Raw genomic sequence first — 16109 nt, 5'->3', positions numbered from 1 at the left:
CAGGTCTCCCCACGCCAGAGTGGTGGAATGGCAGACACGCCGGCTTTAGGTGCCGGTGCCCTTTAGGGTGTGAGGGTTCGAGTCCCTCCTCTGGCACTCTCGTACGACGAACAGCCCCGCACGCCGGATTCCTGCGTCGCCGGCTTGTAAAAAGCCCCCACGCAGCTCCTGCGTCGCCGCTCGCACCCGCCCGGCATCGCGCGCTCCTACGTCGCCCGCTCACAAGCAGGCGTTGGTGGTCAGCCGCAAGTCCCACGCGCTCACGTCGCACCCACGCACCTCCCGCCGCCTCAGGCCCCACCAACTAGACGGCGGCCCCGTCGTACCCTCCGTCTAGGTGAGCCTGCAGCGGAGGCGGTCGCCCTCGGTTTGGCGTGCTGCTCGTTCACATAAGCGGCCGTCGGTGGTCGCGACCGAGCCGCGCGGCCCGGCAGGCGGCGCGCATCTTTGGCATCTCTCGCGTCTCCAGAACACCTGGTACGTCGACTGTTGTGGGTGCTGCTGATGCATGACTCCCCCTCTTCCGCGAGCCCCCTCGGGAAGCTGTTCTCAGTGGCAGGGGGCGCTGCCTGGAGTCGGCTGAGCCGGGATCAGCTCAGGATTCCGTGGGCGGTGTTCCAGTTCTTGGCGCCTTGGTAGGCGTCGATCATGCCCCAGACCCACACCGCGGGCAGCAGTAGGAAGCCGATGAGGATCATGGTGGTTAGCCAGGCGAAGCAGTAGGCGGCGAAGATGGCGATGCCCAGGCCGGTGTTGCCGTTGATGAGGGTGCCTAGGCCGGGGATGAAGAACGAGGCCAGGAGTGAGAGGCCTGGGTTCTTCGGCTGGACCTGTTGTGGGTAGCCGTACTGCGCGGCCGGATACCCGTACTGCGGGACGGCTGGTGGCTGAGCGCCGTACTGCGGGACGGCTGGTGGCTGAGCGCCGTACTGCGGGGCTGCCGGTGCCTGTGGAGCGGGATAGAAGCCGTATTGCGGGACGGCTGGTGGTTGGGCGGGTGGATACACGCCGTACTGCGGGACGGCGGGTGGTTCGCCGTTCGAAGGTGTTTCTGGGTATGGCTGAGACATGGTTCCCCCTGAGTCCCCGAGCCCCCCTCGGGATGGGGATTACCGTAACGCTCTGTGTCGGGGCCTGCCTAGAGCCAGGGAGCTCGATCGTTCAAACCGTGACCATCCATAGGTCTCAGGCCAGGCTGTTGAGGTACGCCGTGCCTCGCGGGGTTAGCTCGTACCCGGTTTCGAGGCTGTAGGTGAGGCCCAGGTTCTTGAGTTTGCGGACGTCGAGTTTGAAGCCGGCGGTGTCGCGGCCGACTTCGGCGGCCAGGTCGCCGGGCCCGGGTGGCCGGCTTGGCCTGGATCTGGCGGAGGGTCGCGGTGGTCCAGGCGCCGTGGCGGCTCAGCTCGTCCAGCTTGGCGAGCTTGTCGCCGAGGTCCGCCAGGTCGGCGTCGGACAGATCGGCGGACGCGGCCAGCTCCTCGCGCGGGTCCGGTCCCTCGACCAGGCGGAAGCGGATCAGGAACGTCGGCCAGTCCTCGTTGCCGCGGAGGCGGCGGCGGACGTCCTTCGCGTTGCCGCGGTCGGCCGCGATCACGTCGGCGTCGTTGTCGGCGAGCAGATCGGGATTGATCTGGCTGATGCTCTCGATCTCGATCCGGCCGGCGTTGGTGCGATAGACGCGGCCGGCCACCACCCGCGGCTCGGCCCAGCGCCGGTACGCCGTGGTGATGCGTCCCTCGGCGACTCCGTCACGATCAGATCCGGCGAACAACATCTCAGGCTCCCAGCGCTTTGGCCACCAGCGGGGCGAGTTGGCGCAACGCCTTGCCCCGGTGACTGATGGCGTCCTTCTCCTCGATCGACAACTCGGCCGTGGTCAGGTCGTAGCCCTCGGCCTGGAACAGCACGTCGTACCCGAAACCGCCGGTACCCCGCAGCTCCCGGATCACCGAGCCGGGCATCTCACCGCGGACGATCTCGTCCTCGGCACCCGGCCGGCAGAACGCAACGGCCGCGACGAAGGAGGCGCCGCGACGCTCGTCCGGTACGTCTTCCAGCTGGCCGAGCAGCAGCACGTTGTTCGCGTGGTTGTCCTTGGCCGGGCCGGACCAGCGCGCCGACAGCACCCCCGGCATCCCGTTCAGCGCGTCGACGCAGATCCCGCTGTCGTCGGCGATCGACGGCAACCCGGTCGCGGCGACGGCGGCGTGCGCCTTCAGCAGCGCGTTGCCCTCGAAGGTCGGCTCGGTCTCGGCCGGTTCCTCGTACGGCGTGACGTCGGCCAGCCCGAGCACCTCGATGCCGGGCACGATCGGGGCGAGGATGCGGCGCAGCTCCTCGAGCTTCTTCTGGTTGTTCGAGGCCAGCAGGACCTTGCTCACGACAGCGACTCCAACTGGAGCTTGGTGAGGTCGGCGCAACCGGCGGAACCGAGCTCCAGCAGGGCGTCAAGCTCGTCGCGGTCGAACGGCGCGCCTTCCGCCGTACCCTGCACCTCGATGAACTTGCCGTCGCCGGTGAGCACCAGGTTCATGTCGGTCTCGGCCCGGACGTCCTCCTCGTAGCAGAGGTCGAGCATCGGGGCGCCGTCGATGATGCCGACCGAGACCGCGGAGACCGAGCCTGTCAGCGGCTCGCCCTTCAGCGCCTTGCGGTCACGCAGGAACGAGACCGCGTCCGCGAGGGCGACGTACGCGCCGGTGATCGCGGCAGTCCGGGTGCCGCCGTCGGCCTGCAGTACGTCGCAGTCGAGCAGGATCGTGTTCTCGCCGAGCGCCTTGTAGTCGATCACCGCACGAAGGGAGCGGCCGATCAGGCGGGAGATCTCGTGCGTCCGGCCGCCGATCCGGCCCTTCACGGACTCGCGGTCCGAGCGGGTGTTGGTCGAGCGCGGGAGCATCGCGTACTCCGCGCTCACCCAGCCCAGGCCGGACCCCTTCCGCCAGCGCGGCACGCCCTCGGTGACGCTCGCCGCACACAGCACCCGGGTCTTGCCGAACTCGACCAGCACCGATCCCTCGGCATGGTCGAGCCACTTCCGGGTCAGGGTCACCGGCCGGAGCTGATCAGCAGTACGTCCATCGATACGAGCCATGCCCGAAACCCTAAGCCTGAACGCGCCTTACCTCCGCATCGGAGGTGGGCGAGGCAAGGGAAGACGGGAGGATTTAGAAGCCCTAAACCTGAACGCGCCTTACCTCCGCATCGGTGGGGGCGGAGCGGAGGTGGCTGAACTGGGTGAGGGCCATTTTGGCGGCCCAGGGAGTGAGGTCGCCGGCGCGGCGGCCCAGCCAAGGGATGCCCTCGCGGATCATCCAGCGGGTGTCGGCCCATTTGGAGGGGGTTTGGCCGGCGCAGGCGAGGGCCGGTGGGACTGCGATCGGGAAGCCGTGGTGGTGGAGTTGGTCGGCGAAGGCCCGGGCCAGGTGGCGGTGGCCTCGTTCGCCGGGGTGGAGGCGATCCACGCTCCAGAAGTCGCGGCGGTAGACCTCGGGGTAGTCGGCCATGTCGATCCGGATCCCGCCGAACCGGGCGTACAGGTCGTCGTACGCCGCGTTCACCTGCTCGATCCGCTGCCACAAGGGGCGGCGCAACCACGACGGTAGGCCGAACACCTGGCCGTGATCGTGGAAGCGGACCGTCAGCAGCAACGCACCGCGCGCGGTCAACTGCTCCGCGCAGTACTGCAGGCAGTCCCGGATCTGACCGGCGTCGAAGGTCGATCGCAGCGTGTCGTTCACGCCGACGATCAAGGAGGCGAGGTCGATCGGGTCCGAACCCGTCGACGGGAGCTGGTCGGCGGCCACCATCGGCGCGGTGGCACCGCTGGTCGCGAAGTTGGCGAACGTCACACGGTGGGAGCTGCCCAGGGAGTCGGCGAGCAGCGAGGCCCAGCCCCGCCACCCCTCCCCCGGACGCGCGCCGGCACCGGAAAGGTCGGTCGTACTGCCGTTCATCGGGTCCCCGACACCCACGGTCGTCGAGTCACCCAGTGCCACATAGTGGAGGCTCACGTTCCGTCATGGTGACGGCGCCGAGCGAGTCCTGGGTGCCACCCAGGTGACCGGTCGGTTGACACCACCTGATGAACCGGGTGTTGAAGATCGGAAGTGTCCAGACATAGGCTCCTGCAAACACCTACGTGCAGGAGTTGCCTGATTATGACTGATCTTCGGTTCGGCGTGGTGGGACTCGGCGCCCGCAGCGGGATCGCCCGCCATGCGCACCAGCCCGGGGAGGGATCGCGGATCGTCGCGGTCTGCGACCCGGTCGGCGCCCAGCAGCAGGCCGCCCTCGACAACTACCCCGAGGCGAAGGCGTACGGCGACCACAAGGAACTGCTCGACCTGAACCTGGACGGCGTCTTCCTGACGACCCCCGATGACCTGCACGAGGATCCGGCGATCGACTTCCTCCAGGGCCGGCGTCGCCGTCTTCGTGGAGAAGCCGCTGGCGATCACGACCGCCGGTTGCGACCGGGTGCTGCAGGCGGCGTACGACAGCGGTTCCCGCCTGTACGTCGGGCACAACATGCGCCACATGCCCGTAGTACAGACGATGCGGGACCTGATCCGGTCCGGCGCGATCGGCGAGGTGAAGACGATCTGGTGCCGGCACTTCGTCGGCCACGGTGGCGACTTCTACTTCAAGGACTGGCACGCCGACCGCAGCCGGACCACCAGTCTGCTGCTGCAGAAGGGTGCCCACGACATCGATGTGATGCACTGGCTGGCCGACGGCTACACGACCCGGGCGAACGCACTCGGCGGGCTGGTCCTGTACGGCGGGATCGAGGATCGCCAGGATCGCTCCGGGCAGCGGTTCTCCGACTTCGTCTCCGAGGACAACTGGCCGCCGCTGTCGCAGACGGGACTCGCGCCGGTGATGGACGTCGAGGACCTGTCGATGGCGAATCTCCAACTGGACAACGGGGTTTTCCTCACCTACCAGCAGTGCCACTTCACCCCGGACTACTGGCGCAACTACACCGTGATCGGCACGGCCGGGCGGCTGGAGAACTTCGGCGACGGCCCCGGTGGCGTCGTGAAGGTCTGGAACAGCGGCCGTTCCGGTTACCGCGAGGACGCCGATCTGGTGGTCGACATCCCGGATGCAGAGGGTGGGCACGCGGGCGCGGATCCCCGCCTGGTGGCGGAATTCGTCAACTTCGTCCGCGACGGCGGCGCGACCATCACCTCACCGATCGCGGCCCGCGCGGCCGTCGCCGCCGGCTACGCGGCCACCACCTCGCTGCGCTCCAACGGCGCCCCGATCGACATCCCGGCACTCGACCCAGCACTGATCGAGTACTTCGACCAAGGCCAGTCGCGGCCTAGCTGACAATCTCCGCAAGTACTTCTCGTAAGGCGTCCGGTCGCTCGCGGTGGAGCGAGTGGCCGGCGCCTTCGATCAGCCGGAACTCGTGCTGGGCAACGTGTTCGGCCAGTTCCCGTACTGCGCTCGCCGGGCGCGGGTCGCCGTCGCCATGGACGAACCAGACCGGCGCGGTGACGGCGCTCGCTGTACGGGCGAGGTCTTCGTCGGACCACGACTCGGTCTCCGCGTTGATCGCGCTGTTGGCGGAGAAGTTGATTGGATACGGGACGTCCGCATCCTCCAGGCCCCACTTCCAGGCCTGCTCGCGATCGGCGTGATCGGTGAACCAGAACAACGCGCGGAACTCGATTTCCTCTTCCTGGCTTCGCTTCCGGCCGCTCAACTGGTCGAGCCGGGCCTGTTGCGCCGGAGTCATCCGCCGAAGCCGCTCCGCCTCGTACGGGGTGAACCAGTCGCCGATGCCGACGCCGCCGAGGTAGCCGACTCGCGCGACGCTGGCCGGGTACGCCGCCGCGTAGGTCAGCGCGAGCGTGGCGCCGAAGGAGTGGCCGATGACAACGATCTTCTCGTAGCCCCAGTGCTGCCGGAGTTCCTCGATGTCGTCCTGGAGCCGCTTCATCGTCTGGTCTTCGGATGGGTCCGACCTGCCGCACCCGCGCTGGTCGAACCGGTGCACGACCGTACGATCGCCGATCATTTCCGCCACCGGTTCCAGGTAGTCCCAGAGGCCAGGACCGCCATGCACCAGAACGACGGGCAGCGCGGCGGTCGCCGTACCGGTTGTCATAGTGCGCAGGCGTACGCCGTCCGACAGTTCGACGTGCATCTAGATCTCGAAGACCGCGTTGGGGGTGGCGACCAGAACCTCACCGGGAAAGGTGCGGCGAGCACCTTCGGCCTGAATGTCGCGGTCGAACCACGGCGGGACATGGGTGATGACGAGGCGCTTCACGCCCGCTCTTTTGGCATGCTCCCCAGCATCGGCGGGGGTGAGGTGCAGATCAACCGGATTGTTCGGATCGTCGTCCTTCAAGGCCGCTTCCGACAGCAGCACATCGGCACCGCGGGCAAGCTCGATCAGAGCGTCGCTCGGGCCGGTGTCGCCGGTGAAGACGAGGGCCTTGTTGCCGTGCTCAACTCTGATCGAGTACGCCGGGACCGGGTGGATGGCGGGCGTGGTGCGGACGGTGAAAGGCCCGATCTGCTGGATCTCCTGCCAGGTATGGAACTCCAGCTCCTCCTCCATCCCCGGATCCTCGGGCAGGTCGTAGGCCAGCGCCATCCGGCCGGCCGCACCGGGCGGACCGTAGACGGGGATGCGCGGGAACGGCGAGGCGGGCGAGTACTTCGCGGAGACGTACAGCCCGCACAGATCCATGCAATGGTCCGGGTGCAGGTGGGACAGGGCGATCGCGCCGATCTGGGGCACGCTGAGATGCCGCTGCAGCGCGCCCAGCGCGCCACTGCCCAGGTCGAGGACCAGGTTGAAGCCGTCCGCGCTGACCAGATAGCTCGAGGCAGGCGAGTCCGGACCGGGGACGGACCCGGAGCAGCCGAGCACGGTGAGCTTCATACCTTGAACATTACCGGCGGGTTGGTCAGTTCGCAGACGACCTCAGGGCGTCGGCGATCAGCTGAACCGGTTACCTGGCGACGATTCCGGCACGTCCCGCCCCGGTACCGGTGCCATTGACAACGGACGCCGCGACACCCAGGTGCGAGCCGCGTCACATCTGGCTCGGCGTGTCTAGCGGACCCAGGCGAACTGGTCGACGCCGGAAAGCACCGGGCCGAGGAACCGCGAGCCGATCGCGGCGAACTCGGCCGGGTTCCCGGTGGTGACGAACCGGTGCTGCGGTGCCGGCAGGTTGTCCGCTCGCAGCAGGCCGCTCTTGGTCAGCACGCCGTACACGTCCTTGGCGCACTCCTCGGCGCTGCTGACCAGGCTGACCTCGTCGCCCATCACGTACGAGATGACGCCGGTCAGTAACGGGTAGTGGGTGCACCCGAGGATGAGGGTGTCGACGCCGGCCTCGACCAGCGGATCGAGATACTCGTGCGCCGCCGCGAGCAACTCCGGACCGGACGTCGTGCCGGCCTCGACGAAGTCGACGAAACTCGGGCAGGCCTTGGTCAGCAGCTCGACCTGCGGAGCGGCGGCAAACGCATCCTCATAGGCAAGCGAGGACGCCGTCGCGTGGGTGCAGATCACGCCGACGTGGTTGTTGCGGGTGGCAGCGACCGCACGACGCGCCGCCGGCAGGATCACCTCGACCACCGGTACGTCGTACCGCTCGCGGGCGTCGCGGAGCATCGCGGCACTGGCCGAATTGCAGGCGATCACGAGCATCTTCACGCCACCCTCGACCAGGTGGTCCAGGCATTCAAGCGCGTACTCACGGACCTCGGCGATCGGCTTCGGACCGTACGGCTGACGAGCCGTGTCGCCCAGATACAGGATCGGCTCATGCGGCAACTGGTCCAGCACCGAGCGGGCCACGGTCAGCCCGCCGAAGCCGGAGTCGAAGATGCCGATCGGTGCGTCTGCCACGGTGTGAACCCTAGCTCTGAGGACCGACAGGACCGGCATCGGGCAGGCTCGAAGGTGAGCCTTACCTACAAGACGAAACGACACGCCGGAGTTATCCACATCTTTACTCTCAGGAATTGCATTGTGACGTGACGCAGGCCACTCTTAACGGATGTGTTTCCGACCGCCCTTAGCGATGCCATGAATTTGGCAGTCCAGATCGCGGTGGCCCTGAGTTCCACCGCCGCACCGAATCCGCATCCGACCAACGCCACGGCAGCAGGACACGCCACCGGCCAGGCCGCGGAAACGACCACGAGCAGTACGTCGGCAGACATCGGCTCGGCCCTCGGGCCGACCGGGATGCTGCTGTTGCTCGCGATCGCCGTCTTGGCCGTCTACATCATCTCGCTCTCGCTGCACCCGAACGCCAAGTGCGGTCGCTGCAACGGAGCCGGACGGCACAAAGGCACCATCTTCACCTACGCCCAACGCCCCTGCAGCAGTTGCAAGGGCCGCGGCACTCATCCCCGGCTAGGACGAAAGATCCTCTTCAAGCAACCTTCCTGATCCGGCCCGACCGGCGGATCCGACCTGATGCTGCAGGCCGGACCTACCAGTCCGTGGTGCCGGCTGTCAGTGCAGCGGGACCGCGTAGACGTGGCTCAGGCAGGTCCGCCCATAGAAGTACTGCTTCAGGCCCAGAGTTGACCTTCGAGGCGGTCCTCTGCTTCATCGATCGTGCCTTCGTAGGCGCCGGTGGACAGGTACTTCCAGCCGCCGTCGGCGACGACGAACGCGATGTCCGCGGACTGCCCGTCCTGGACGCACCTGGCCGCCTGGCCGAGCGCCGCGTGCAGGATCGCGCCGGTCGAGATCCCGGCGAAAATGCCTTCGTTGTCCAGTAACTCGCGCACCCGCCGGACCGCGTCGCGCGGGCCGACCGAGAACCTGGCGTCGATCAGCGACGCGTCGTACAGCTCCGGCACGAACCCCTCGTCGAGGTTGCGCAGGCCGTAGACGAGTTCGCCGTACCGCGGTTCGGCGGCGACGATCCGGACCTCCGGCTTGTGCTCACGGAAGAAGCGGCCGGCGCCCATCAGCGTGCCGGTGGTGCCCAGCCCGGCCACGAAGTGCGTCACCGACGGCAGGTCGGTGAGGATCTCCCGGGCCGTCCCGTCGTAGTGCGCCGCCGCGTTCGAGGGGTTGCCGTACTGGTACAGCATCACCCAGTCGGGGTGGTCCGCCGCGACCTGCTTGGCCACCCGGACCGCCTCGTTCGAGCCGCCCGCGGCAGGCGAGGAGATGATCTCGACGCCCCACATCCGCAGGATCTGCCGGCGCTCCTGCGAGGTGTTCTCCGGCATCACGCAGACCATCCGGTAGCCACGGAGCTTGGCGGCCATCGCGAGCGAAATCCCGGTGTTGCCCGACGTCGGCTCGAGGATGGTGTTGCCCGGCCGCAGCCGGCCGTCCTTCTCGGCGTCCAGCAGCATCCGCAACGCGGCCCGGTCCTTGATCGACCCGGTCGGGTTGTGGTCCTCCAGCTTGGCCCACAACCGTACGTCGGCCGACGGGGACAGCTTGGGCAGCCCGACCAGCGGCGTACCGCCGATCGAGTCGAGCAGGCTGTCGAAGCGCATGATCAGCCGCCGGCGACAGCCGGCAGTACGACGACCACGTCGCCGTCCTTCACACCGGTTGTCAGGCCGCCGGTGAAGCGGACGTCCTCGTCGTTGACGTAGACGTTGACGAACCGGCGCAGCTCCTCCGGCTCACCCTCGACGATCCGCTCCTTCAACCCGGGGTGGTTGCCGTTCACGTGGTCGATGAACTCGGCCAGCGTGGCGCCGTCCCCGTTCACCGCCTTCTCGCCACCGGTATAGGTGCGCAGAATCGTCGGCACGCGCAACTCGATCGCCATTTCAGATTTCTCCTAGGTGGTGTGTCTCGTGGATAGCTTGAGTGCCGGCGGTGTCCAGGTGGGTGCATCGCAAGGCGGAGGGAAGGGCTCGATGCTTTTCTATCGTGCCTTTTCCTCCAACGCGGCGAGGTGCCCGCCTGGGCGCCGCCGGTGCCGAGCTATCCACGAGACACACCACCTTCATAGTCCGCCACGACCTTGACGTCTTCCTCGGTGACTTCGCCGTCGACGATCCGGTAGGACCGGAACTCGACCGGCCCGTCGTACTCCGGTGCGTCCGCGCCGTCCCTGGTCGAGACCAGGACGTAGTGCGCGTTCGGCTCCTGCGCCAGGTTGATATCGGTCCGCGAAGGGTAGGCCTCGGTGGCCGTGTGCGAGTGGTAGATCACCACCGGCTCCTCGTCCCGCTTGTCCATCTCCTTGTACAAGCCGAACAGATCGCCGGAGTCGAACTCGTAGAACGTCGGTGACATCGCCGCGTTCAGCATCGGGATGAACCGCTGCGGCCGGTCCGAGCCTTCGGGCCCGGCCACCACGCCACACGCCTCGTCCGGGTGGTCCCGGCGGGCGTGCGCGACGATCGCGTCGTACGTCGCCTGGTCGATGATCAGCACAACTCAACGGTACGGCGGACGGCGGATCGCCCCGACCAACGCCTGAGTCGGTCCACCATGTGGACACCAGGTGCTCGGCAGCCGCCTACCAGCGGTCGTGCACCTGCGGGCGGATCAGCTCGTCGTACACATCCCGTACTGCGCTGAGCTGGTCGGCGGTCAGCGGGTCGAGCGCCTCCGCGCCGACGTTGCCGGCCACCTGCTCCGGGTTGCGCGCGCCGGGGATGACCACCGAGACGCCCGGCTGGTCGAGGATCCAGCGGAGCGCGAACTGGGCCATCGTCGCCCCTTCGGGGACCAGCGGGATCAGCCGCTTGACCGCCTCCAGGCCGGTGGCGAAGTCGACGCCGGAGAAGGTCTCGCCGACGTCGAAGGCCTCGCCCTTGCGGTTGTAATTGCGGTGGTCGTCGGCCCCGAAACTGGTGTTCTCGTCGTACTTGCCGGACAGCAGGCCGCTGGCCAGCGGGACCCGGGCGATGATGCCGACGCCCGCCTCGGCCGCGGCCGGGAGTACCTCGTCGAGGGGCTTCAGCCGGAAAGCGTTCAGGATGATCTGCACACTGGCCACGTTCGGCCGGGCGATCGCGGTGAGCGCTTCCGCACAGGTCTCCACGCTCACGCCGTACGCCGCGATGCGCTTCTCCTGCACCAAGGTGTCGAGCGCGTCGAAGACCGCGCCGGTCGAGTAGACCTCGGTCGGCGGGCAGTGCAGCTGGACCAGGTCGATGGTGTCGACGCCGAGGTTCTCCCGCGACCGATCGTTCCAGGCGCGGAACGCGTCCAGGTTGTAGTTCCCGGTCTTCTGCTCGACCCGACGCCCCATCTTGGACGCGACCGTGAGCCCCTGGTGCTCCTTCAGCAGCTTCCCGACAACCCGCTCGCTCCGCCCATCGCCGTACACGTCCGCGGTGTCGATAAACGTGACGCCGCCGTCCACAGCTGCCCGCAGTACGGCGAGAGCCTCGTCCTCCCCGACCTCACCCCAGTCAGCTCCCAGCTGCCAGGCCCCCAGCCCAACCACGCCAACATCCCGCCCAGTACGCCCAAGAGTCCTGTTTTCCATAGCCCCGACCCTACCTACCAACGCATGTCGTACAGCAGCGCCGACTGGAGGCAGCCGAGCCATCCCCCGCCTCCGCTTTCCCTGACCTGCACCCGCGCCTAGCGCATGTTGAGCAGCAGAGCTGACTGCAGGTAGCCGAGCCATCCCCCGCCTCCGCTTTCCCTGACCTGCACCCGCGCCTAGCGCATGTTGAGCAGCAGAGCTGACTGCAGGTAGCCGAGCCATCCCCCGCCTCCGCTTTCCCTGACCTGCACCCGCGCCTAGCGCATGTTGAGCAGCAGAGCTGACTGCAGGTAGCCGAGCCATCCCCCGCCTCCGCTTTCCCTGACCTGCACCCGCGCCTAGCGCATGTTGTGCAGCAGAGCTGACTGGAGGTAGCCGAGCCAGTCGTACAGGTCGTACGTCAGGCGGCGGGGGTCGTCGTCGGGGAGTTGTTCCCAGACTCCGTAGTCGTCTTCTTTGATGTCCAGGCGGGTGCCGATCGCGAGCCGGAGGTCGTTGAGGGCGCGGAGCCACGACAGCTGGTCCTCTGGTTCGAGCGTGATGCCGTCATCGACCGCTGACGCTTCCTCCAGCGCGGCGAGCACCCGCTTGGCGTCGCCCGCCTTGGTGTCGCGCAACCCGCGCTCGGTGAACCGGCGGAACTCCGACGACGCGTGGTCGTCCTCCTTGTACGCGTCCGGTAGCAGCCGCTGCAGTACTACGTCCTCCGGCGGCGACGTCGGCCCGTCGTTGTCGAGCAGCGCCGCCAGCGGATCGCTGGACTCGGTCGCGCGCGGCGGCATCCCGTCGTACAGGAGCTCGACCAGGTTGCGCAGCAGGTTCGCCAGGATGTCGGCCTCGTGCTCGGCGAAGCTGACGATCACGGTCTTCTTGCGCTTACGGAACCTCGTCACGACTTCTCGCAGGTGGCCCACAGGCCGTAGGTGTGCATGGCTTCGACGTCGCGCTCCATCGCCTCGCGGTTGCCGTTGGAGACGGCCGACTTGCCCTCCTCGTGCACCTGCATCATCAGCTTCTGCGCCTTGGTCTTGGAGTAGCCGAAGTACGTCTGGAACACGAACGTGACGTAGTCCATCAGGTTCACCGGGTCGTTCCAGACGATCGTCACCCACGGTGGGCTCAACTCGATCGCCTCGTCGACTTCGGGGCTCGCAAGTTCGCTTGGTGCGGTGGTCACCAGACCATTCTCTCCATCATCGGTTCCGGACTCGCAATAGGCTGCCCCTGTGACTACCACGGGAGGCGCGTCCACCGCGCTGTTGACGGACCACTACGAGCTGACCATGCTGCAGGCCAGCCTCGCCGACGGTACGGCACATCGCCGCTCGGTCTTCGAACTGTTCGCGCGCCGCCTGCCGGACGGCCGCCGGTACGGCGTGGTGGCCGGCGTGAACCGGCTCCTCGACGTGCTCGAGCGGTTCCGCTTCGACGAGCAGACGATCGAGTTCCTGCGCGACCGGGCCATCGTGGACCAGGCTACCTGCGACTGGCTGGCCGGCTACCGCTTCAGCGGCGACATCAGCGGGTACGCCGACGGCGAAATTTTCTTCCCCGGCTCCCCCGTCCTGGTGGTCGAGTCCAGCTTCGCCGAGGCGGTGCTGCTGGAAACCGTCTTCCTGTCGATCCTGAACCACGATTCCGCGGTCGCCTCGGCCGCCTCCCGGATGACCTGGTGGGCCGGCGGCCGGCCATGCATCGAGATGGGTTCGCGGCGGACCCACGAGGAGTCGGCCGTCGCGGCCGCCCTCGCGGCGTACATCGCGGGCTTCGCCACCACCTCCAACCTCGAGGCGGCCCGCCGCTTCGGTATCCCGAGTGCCGGTACGGCGGCGCACTCGTTCACCCTGCTGCACGACTCCGAGCGCGATGCCTTCGTCTCCCAGGTCGATGCCCTCGGCAAGGGAACGACGCTGCTGATCGACACCTACGACCTGACCGAGGCGGTGAAGACCGCGATCGACATCACCGGCCCGGAGCTCGGTGCCGTCCGGCTCGATTCCGGCGACCTGCCCTCGCTGGCCGGGCAGGTCCGCGAGCAGCTCGACGCGCTCGGCGCCACCAAGACCCGGATCATCGTCACCAGCGACCTGGACGAATTCCAGATCGCCGCGCTCGCGCCGGCCTCCGTCGACGGGTACGGCGTCGGTACGTCGCTGGTGACCGGCAGCGGCTATCCCACCTGTGGCTTCGTCTACAAGCTGGTGTCGCGGGAGGACGCGACCGGTGTGATGGCTCCGGTGGCGAAGAAGAGCCCGGACAAGATCTCCATCGGCGGCCGCAAGTACGCGCTCCGCCGCCGGTCCGCCGCGGGAGTCGCCGAGGTCGAGCTGATCGGCGTCGGGCAGGCCCCGGTCGACGACGGCGATGACCGCGAGCTGCTGAAGCCGCTGGTCGAGGCCGGCAAGATCATCGGCCGGACGACGCCCGCGGAGTCCCAGGCGCATCACCTGAAGGTCCGCGACGAACTCCCCCGCAGCGCCAGCCAGCTCAGCCGCGGCGAGCCGGCCATCCCGACGGAGTACATCGGCGACCTCAACGCGCGCAACCCGTTCGCGCCAAGGTCCAACCGATGACAACCGACGGCGGCGACTCCGGTGTACCCGGCGCATCGAGTGCCGACAGCGACCCCGGTGCCTCGAGTGCCGCCGGCGACTCCGGAGCATCGAGTGCCGCCGGCGACTCCGGAGCATCGAGTGCCTCGGGTGCCTCGAGTGCCTCGAGTGCCGACAGCGACCCCGGAGCATCGAGTGCCGTCGGCGACTCCGGTGCCTCGGGTGCCTCGGGTGCCTCGGGTGCCGACAGCGACCCCGGCACGTCGAAGCTGAAGTGGTCACCGGATGCGCCGGCCAGCGCGGCCGACATCCTGATCGCGCTCCGGTTCGCGGACCGCGCCGCCCGCAAAGCCATCGGCGACGAATTGGCCGGCACCGGCGTCCACACCGGTCAGGAGATCGTGCTGGCCAAGCTCCTGCACCTCGGCTCGCTCCCGGTCGCCCAGCTCGCGAAGGTCCTCGACGTCGAGGTCCCAACCGCCACCCGCACCACCCAGCGGATGGAAGCCGCCGGCCTGGTCCGCCGCGTCAAGAACGACAAGGACGCCCGCCAGGTCAGCATCGAACTCACCGACCACGGCACCGAACTCGCCCACACCGTCCAGCAACTCCACGCCCAGGCAGGCAACCGCGCCCTCGCCGGCGTCACCCCCGAAGACCGCCGCCTCCTCCGCAACCTCCTCTGGACCATCACCGCCAACGTCGACGACCTCCCCGGCTAGCTCAGCACCGAGTCGAAGGACTTGCCGAGGATTTCGAGGCCTTCTCGTAGTAGGTCGTGCGGGATAACCAGGGGTGGGAGGAAGCGGAGGACGTTGCCGTAAGTGCCGGCGGTGAGGACTACCAGGCCTTCGGCGTGGCAGGCCTTGGCGATGGCGGCGGTTGCTGCGGCGTTCGGGGTCTTGGCTGCGGTTGCGGTGGGGTTCGTGGCCAGCGCGTCGTCGACCAGTTCGATGGCGATCATCGCGCCGCGGCCGCGGATGTCGCCGATCGACGGGTGGCGGGTCGCGAGCTCTTCGAGCGCCGGGAGCATGAGCGACTCGATCTCGCGGGCTCGGGCCGGTAGGTCGAGTTCTTCCAGCGTGGCGATGGCGGCGAGTGCGGCCGCGCAAGCGACCGGGTTTCCGCCGTACGTGCCGCCGAGGCCGCTCACGTGCACGGAGTCCATGATCTCGGCCCGGCCCGTCACCGCCGCCAACGGCAATCCGCCGGCGATCCCCTTCGCCAGCGTGATCAGGTCCGGTACGACGCCTTCGTGCGAGCAGGCGAAAAGGTCTCCCGTCCGACCGAAGCCGGTCTGGATCTCGTCGGCGACGAAGACCACGCCGTTCTCGCGGCACCAGTCGGCGATCGCGGGCAGGAACCCTTCAGCCGGTGCGACGAATCCGCCCTCACCGTGGATCGGCTCGATCACCACGCACGCGACGTTCGACGCCCCGACGTACTTCTCGATCTGCCCCACCGCCCGGGCCGCCGCCTCCGCACCGGTGAGCGGCTCGCGGAACGGGTACGAGGTCGGCACCCGGTAGACCTCCGGCGCGAACGGCCCGAACCCGTCCTTGTACGGCATGTTCTTCGCCGTCATCGCCATCGTCAGGTTGGTCCGGCCGTGGTACCCGTGGTCGAACACCACCACCGCATCCCGCCCGGTGTGCACCCGGGCGATCTTCACCGCGTTCTCGACCGCCTCGGCCCCGGAGTTCAGCAGGATCGAGCGCTTCTCGTGGTCTCCCGGCGTCAGCCGGTTCAGCGCCTCGCAGACGGCCACGTACCCGTCGTACGGCGTGACCATGAAGCAGGTGTGGGTGAATCGCGCGACCTGCTCCTGGACGGCGGCGACCACCCGCTCGGCCGAGTTGCCGACATTCGTCACCGCGATCCCGGAGCCGAAGTCGATAAGGTGGTTGCCGTCGACATCGACCAGGATGCCGCCGCCCGCCTGCTCGACGAACACCGGCAGGGTGATTCCCACGCCGCGCGCCACCGCCTGCCGGGTTCGTGCGAGCAGCTCCACCGAGCGAGGCCCGGGGATCTCCGTGACCAGCAGGCGTTCTTGTTTGACCATTGTCTTGAGCTCCCTCTGATT

19 protein-coding genes, 1 tRNA gene and 1 pseudogene are annotated in these 16109 nt (G+C 68.1%); 6 read left to right on the top strand and 15 right to left on the bottom strand.

The window, feature by feature from the left end; genetic code table 11:
• Window positions 1-13: 13 nt before the first annotated feature.
• A tRNA-Leu gene (locus F1D05_RS29185) sits at window positions 14-96 on the top strand.
• Window positions 97-590: 494 nt separating this feature from the next.
• Here the strand turns inward: F1D05_RS29185 and F1D05_RS39125 are convergent.
• The 5 genes from F1D05_RS39125 to F1D05_RS29160 all read right to left on the bottom strand — a co-directional run bounded on the left by F1D05_RS39125 (window position 591) and on the right by F1D05_RS29160 (window position 4013).
• Complete coding sequence (locus F1D05_RS39125; protein ID WP_206685868.1) at window positions 591-1070, bottom strand: hypothetical protein; 480 nt, start codon at window positions 1068-1070, stop codon at window positions 591-593.
• A gap of 68 nt (window positions 1071-1138) precedes the next feature.
• A complete protein-coding gene (locus F1D05_RS29175) occupies window positions 1139-1774 on the bottom strand; it encodes a hypothetical protein (protein WP_246486074.1) in 636 nt (211 codons plus the stop codon).
• 1 nt (window position 1775) lies between these two features.
• Window positions 1776-2381: an RdgB/HAM1 family non-canonical purine NTP pyrophosphatase gene (gene rdgB / locus F1D05_RS29170; RefSeq protein ID WP_185443619.1), complete on the bottom strand. Its 606-nt coding sequence runs from the start codon at window positions 2379-2381 to the stop codon at window positions 1776-1778.
• Entirely contained in the window at window positions 2378-3094 is a 717-nt protein-coding gene (gene rph / locus F1D05_RS29165) for a ribonuclease PH (protein WP_185443618.1), read from the bottom strand. The genes rdgB and rph overlap by 4 nt, the downstream gene beginning before the upstream one ends.
• Before the next feature lie 82 nt (window positions 3095-3176).
• Window positions 3177-4013 (bottom strand): SGNH/GDSL hydrolase family protein, encoded by an 837-nt coding sequence (locus tag F1D05_RS29160; RefSeq protein WP_185443617.1) that lies wholly within the window; start codon window positions 4011-4013, stop codon window positions 3177-3179.
• Between the two features lie 147 nt (window positions 4014-4160).
• Here F1D05_RS29160 and F1D05_RS41135 point away from each other — a divergent pair.
• A pseudogene (locus F1D05_RS41135) lies at window positions 4161-4358 on the top strand (gfo/Idh/MocA family oxidoreductase); the annotation flags it as partial.
• 22 nt (window positions 4359-4380) lie between these two features.
• A complete protein-coding gene (locus tag F1D05_RS29155) occupies window positions 4381-5340 on the top strand; it encodes a Gfo/Idh/MocA family protein (protein ID WP_246486073.1) in 960 nt (319 codons plus the stop codon).
• Here F1D05_RS29155 and F1D05_RS29150 read toward each other — a convergent pair.
• The 3 genes from F1D05_RS29150 to murI all read right to left on the bottom strand — a co-directional run bounded on the left by F1D05_RS29150 (window position 5333) and on the right by murI (window position 7927).
• Window positions 5333-6163: an alpha/beta fold hydrolase gene (locus F1D05_RS29150; protein WP_185443616.1), complete on the bottom strand. Its 831-nt coding sequence runs from the start codon at window positions 6161-6163 to the stop codon at window positions 5333-5335. The genes F1D05_RS29155 and F1D05_RS29150 overlap by 8 nt on opposite strands.
• The gene (locus F1D05_RS29145; RefSeq protein WP_185443615.1) at window positions 6164-6910 is read right to left on the bottom strand and encodes an MBL fold metallo-hydrolase; all 747 of its coding nucleotides are present in this window, start codon (window positions 6908-6910) and stop codon (window positions 6164-6166) included. It lies immediately after the preceding gene.
• 174 nt (window positions 6911-7084) lie between these two features.
• The gene (gene murI / locus F1D05_RS29140; protein ID WP_185443614.1) at window positions 7085-7927 is read right to left on the bottom strand and encodes a glutamate racemase; all 843 of its coding nucleotides are present in this window, start codon (window positions 7925-7927) and stop codon (window positions 7085-7087) included.
• Window positions 7928-8068: 141 nt separating this feature from the next.
• Between murI and F1D05_RS29135 the strand changes: the two genes are divergently transcribed.
• On the top strand, window positions 8069-8437 hold the full coding sequence (locus tag F1D05_RS29135) for a hypothetical protein (protein WP_185443613.1): 369 nt from the start codon (window positions 8069-8071) through the stop codon (window positions 8435-8437).
• 125 nt (window positions 8438-8562) lie between these two features.
• Here the strand turns inward: F1D05_RS29135 and F1D05_RS29130 are convergent, their stop codons facing one another.
• From F1D05_RS29130 to clpS, 6 genes are all read right to left on the bottom strand, one after another.
• The gene (locus F1D05_RS29130; RefSeq protein WP_185443612.1) at window positions 8563-9510 is read right to left on the bottom strand and encodes a PLP-dependent cysteine synthase family protein; all 948 of its coding nucleotides are present in this window, start codon (window positions 9508-9510) and stop codon (window positions 8563-8565) included.
• A 2-nt stretch (window positions 9511-9512) separates the two neighbouring features.
• Window positions 9513-9791: a MoaD/ThiS family protein gene (locus tag F1D05_RS29125; protein WP_185443611.1), complete on the bottom strand. Its 279-nt coding sequence runs from the start codon at window positions 9789-9791 to the stop codon at window positions 9513-9515.
• Window positions 9792-9949: 158 nt separating this feature from the next.
• The gene (locus tag F1D05_RS29120; RefSeq protein ID WP_185443610.1) at window positions 9950-10405 is read right to left on the bottom strand and encodes a Mov34/MPN/PAD-1 family protein; all 456 of its coding nucleotides are present in this window, start codon (window positions 10403-10405) and stop codon (window positions 9950-9952) included.
• Window positions 10406-10490: 85 nt separating this feature from the next.
• A complete protein-coding gene (locus F1D05_RS29115; RefSeq protein ID WP_246486072.1) occupies window positions 10491-11426 on the bottom strand; it encodes an aldo/keto reductase in 936 nt (311 codons plus the stop codon).
• A 383-nt stretch (window positions 11427-11809) separates the two neighbouring features.
• Window positions 11810-12364: a DUF2017 domain-containing protein gene (locus F1D05_RS29110; RefSeq protein ID WP_185443608.1), complete on the bottom strand. Its 555-nt coding sequence runs from the start codon at window positions 12362-12364 to the stop codon at window positions 11810-11812.
• Entirely contained in the window at window positions 12361-12648 is a 288-nt protein-coding gene (clpS, locus tag F1D05_RS29105) for an ATP-dependent Clp protease adapter ClpS (protein WP_185443607.1), read from the bottom strand. Before clpS ends, F1D05_RS29110 begins: the two co-directional genes overlap by 4 nt.
• 106 nt (window positions 12649-12754) lie before the next feature.
• Between clpS and F1D05_RS29100 the strand changes: the two genes are divergently transcribed.
• A complete protein-coding gene (locus F1D05_RS29100; protein WP_246486918.1) occupies window positions 12755-14044 on the top strand; it encodes a nicotinate phosphoribosyltransferase in 1290 nt (429 codons plus the stop codon).
• A complete protein-coding gene (locus F1D05_RS41130; protein ID WP_246486071.1) occupies window positions 14041-14745 on the top strand; it encodes a MarR family winged helix-turn-helix transcriptional regulator in 705 nt (234 codons plus the stop codon). The genes F1D05_RS29100 and F1D05_RS41130 overlap by 4 nt, the downstream gene beginning before the upstream one ends.
• Here F1D05_RS41130 and gabT read toward each other — a convergent pair.
• Entirely contained in the window at window positions 14742-16088 is a 1347-nt protein-coding gene (gabT, locus tag F1D05_RS29090; protein WP_185443605.1) for a 4-aminobutyrate--2-oxoglutarate transaminase, read from the bottom strand. The genes F1D05_RS41130 and gabT overlap by 4 nt on opposite strands.
• Window positions 16089-16109: the final 21 nt, after the last annotated feature.

It is taken from the genome of Kribbella qitaiheensis (assembly GCF_014217565.1).
GTDB lineage: Bacteria > Actinomycetota > Actinomycetes > Propionibacteriales > Kribbellaceae > Kribbella > Kribbella qitaiheensis_A.
The sequence above is the reverse complement of the archived record's forward strand: the minus strand, read 5'-3'. Positions and strand labels throughout refer to the sequence as shown.

Bases quoted from the DNA above. Each gene is read 5' to 3' on its own strand.
- F1D05_RS39125 (WP_206685868.1), bottom strand. From the start codon at position 1,070: ATGTCTCAGCCATACCCAGAAACACCTTCGAACGGCGAACCACCCGCC.
- F1D05_RS29175 (WP_246486074.1), bottom strand. From the start codon at position 1,774: ATGTTGTTCGCCGGATCTGATCGTGACGGAGTCGCCGAGGGACGCATC.
- rph (WP_185443618.1), bottom strand. From the start codon at position 3,094: ATGGCTCGTATCGATGGACGTACTGCTGATCAGCTCCGGCCGGTGACC.
- F1D05_RS29155 (WP_246486073.1), top strand. From the start codon at position 4,381: ATGACCTGCACGAGGATCCGGCGATCGACTTCCTCCAGGGCCGGCGTC.
- F1D05_RS29150 (WP_185443616.1), bottom strand. From the start codon at position 6,163: ATGCACGTCGAACTGTCGGACGGCGTACGCCTGCGCACTATGACAACC.
- F1D05_RS29145 (WP_185443615.1), bottom strand. From the start codon at position 6,910: ATGAAGCTCACCGTGCTCGGCTGCTCCGGGTCCGTCCCCGGTCCGGAC.
- murI (WP_185443614.1), bottom strand. From the start codon at position 7,927: ATGCCGGTCCTGTCGGTCCTCAGAGCTAGGGTTCACACCGTGGCAGAC.
- F1D05_RS29135 (WP_185443613.1), top strand. From the start codon at position 8,069: ATGAATTTGGCAGTCCAGATCGCGGTGGCCCTGAGTTCCACCGCCGCA.
- F1D05_RS29130 (WP_185443612.1), bottom strand. From the start codon at position 9,510: ATGCGCTTCGACAGCCTGCTCGACTCGATCGGCGGTACGCCGCTGGTC.
- F1D05_RS29125 (WP_185443611.1), bottom strand. From the start codon at position 9,791: ATGGCGATCGAGTTGCGCGTGCCGACGATTCTGCGCACCTATACCGGT.
- F1D05_RS29100 (WP_246486918.1), top strand. From the start codon at position 12,755: ATGCTGCAGGCCAGCCTCGCCGACGGTACGGCACATCGCCGCTCGGTC.
- F1D05_RS41130 (WP_246486071.1), top strand. From the start codon at position 14,041: ATGACAACCGACGGCGGCGACTCCGGTGTACCCGGCGCATCGAGTGCC.
- gabT (WP_185443605.1), bottom strand. From the start codon at position 16,088: ATGGTCAAACAAGAACGCCTGCTGGTCACGGAGATCCCCGGGCCTCGC.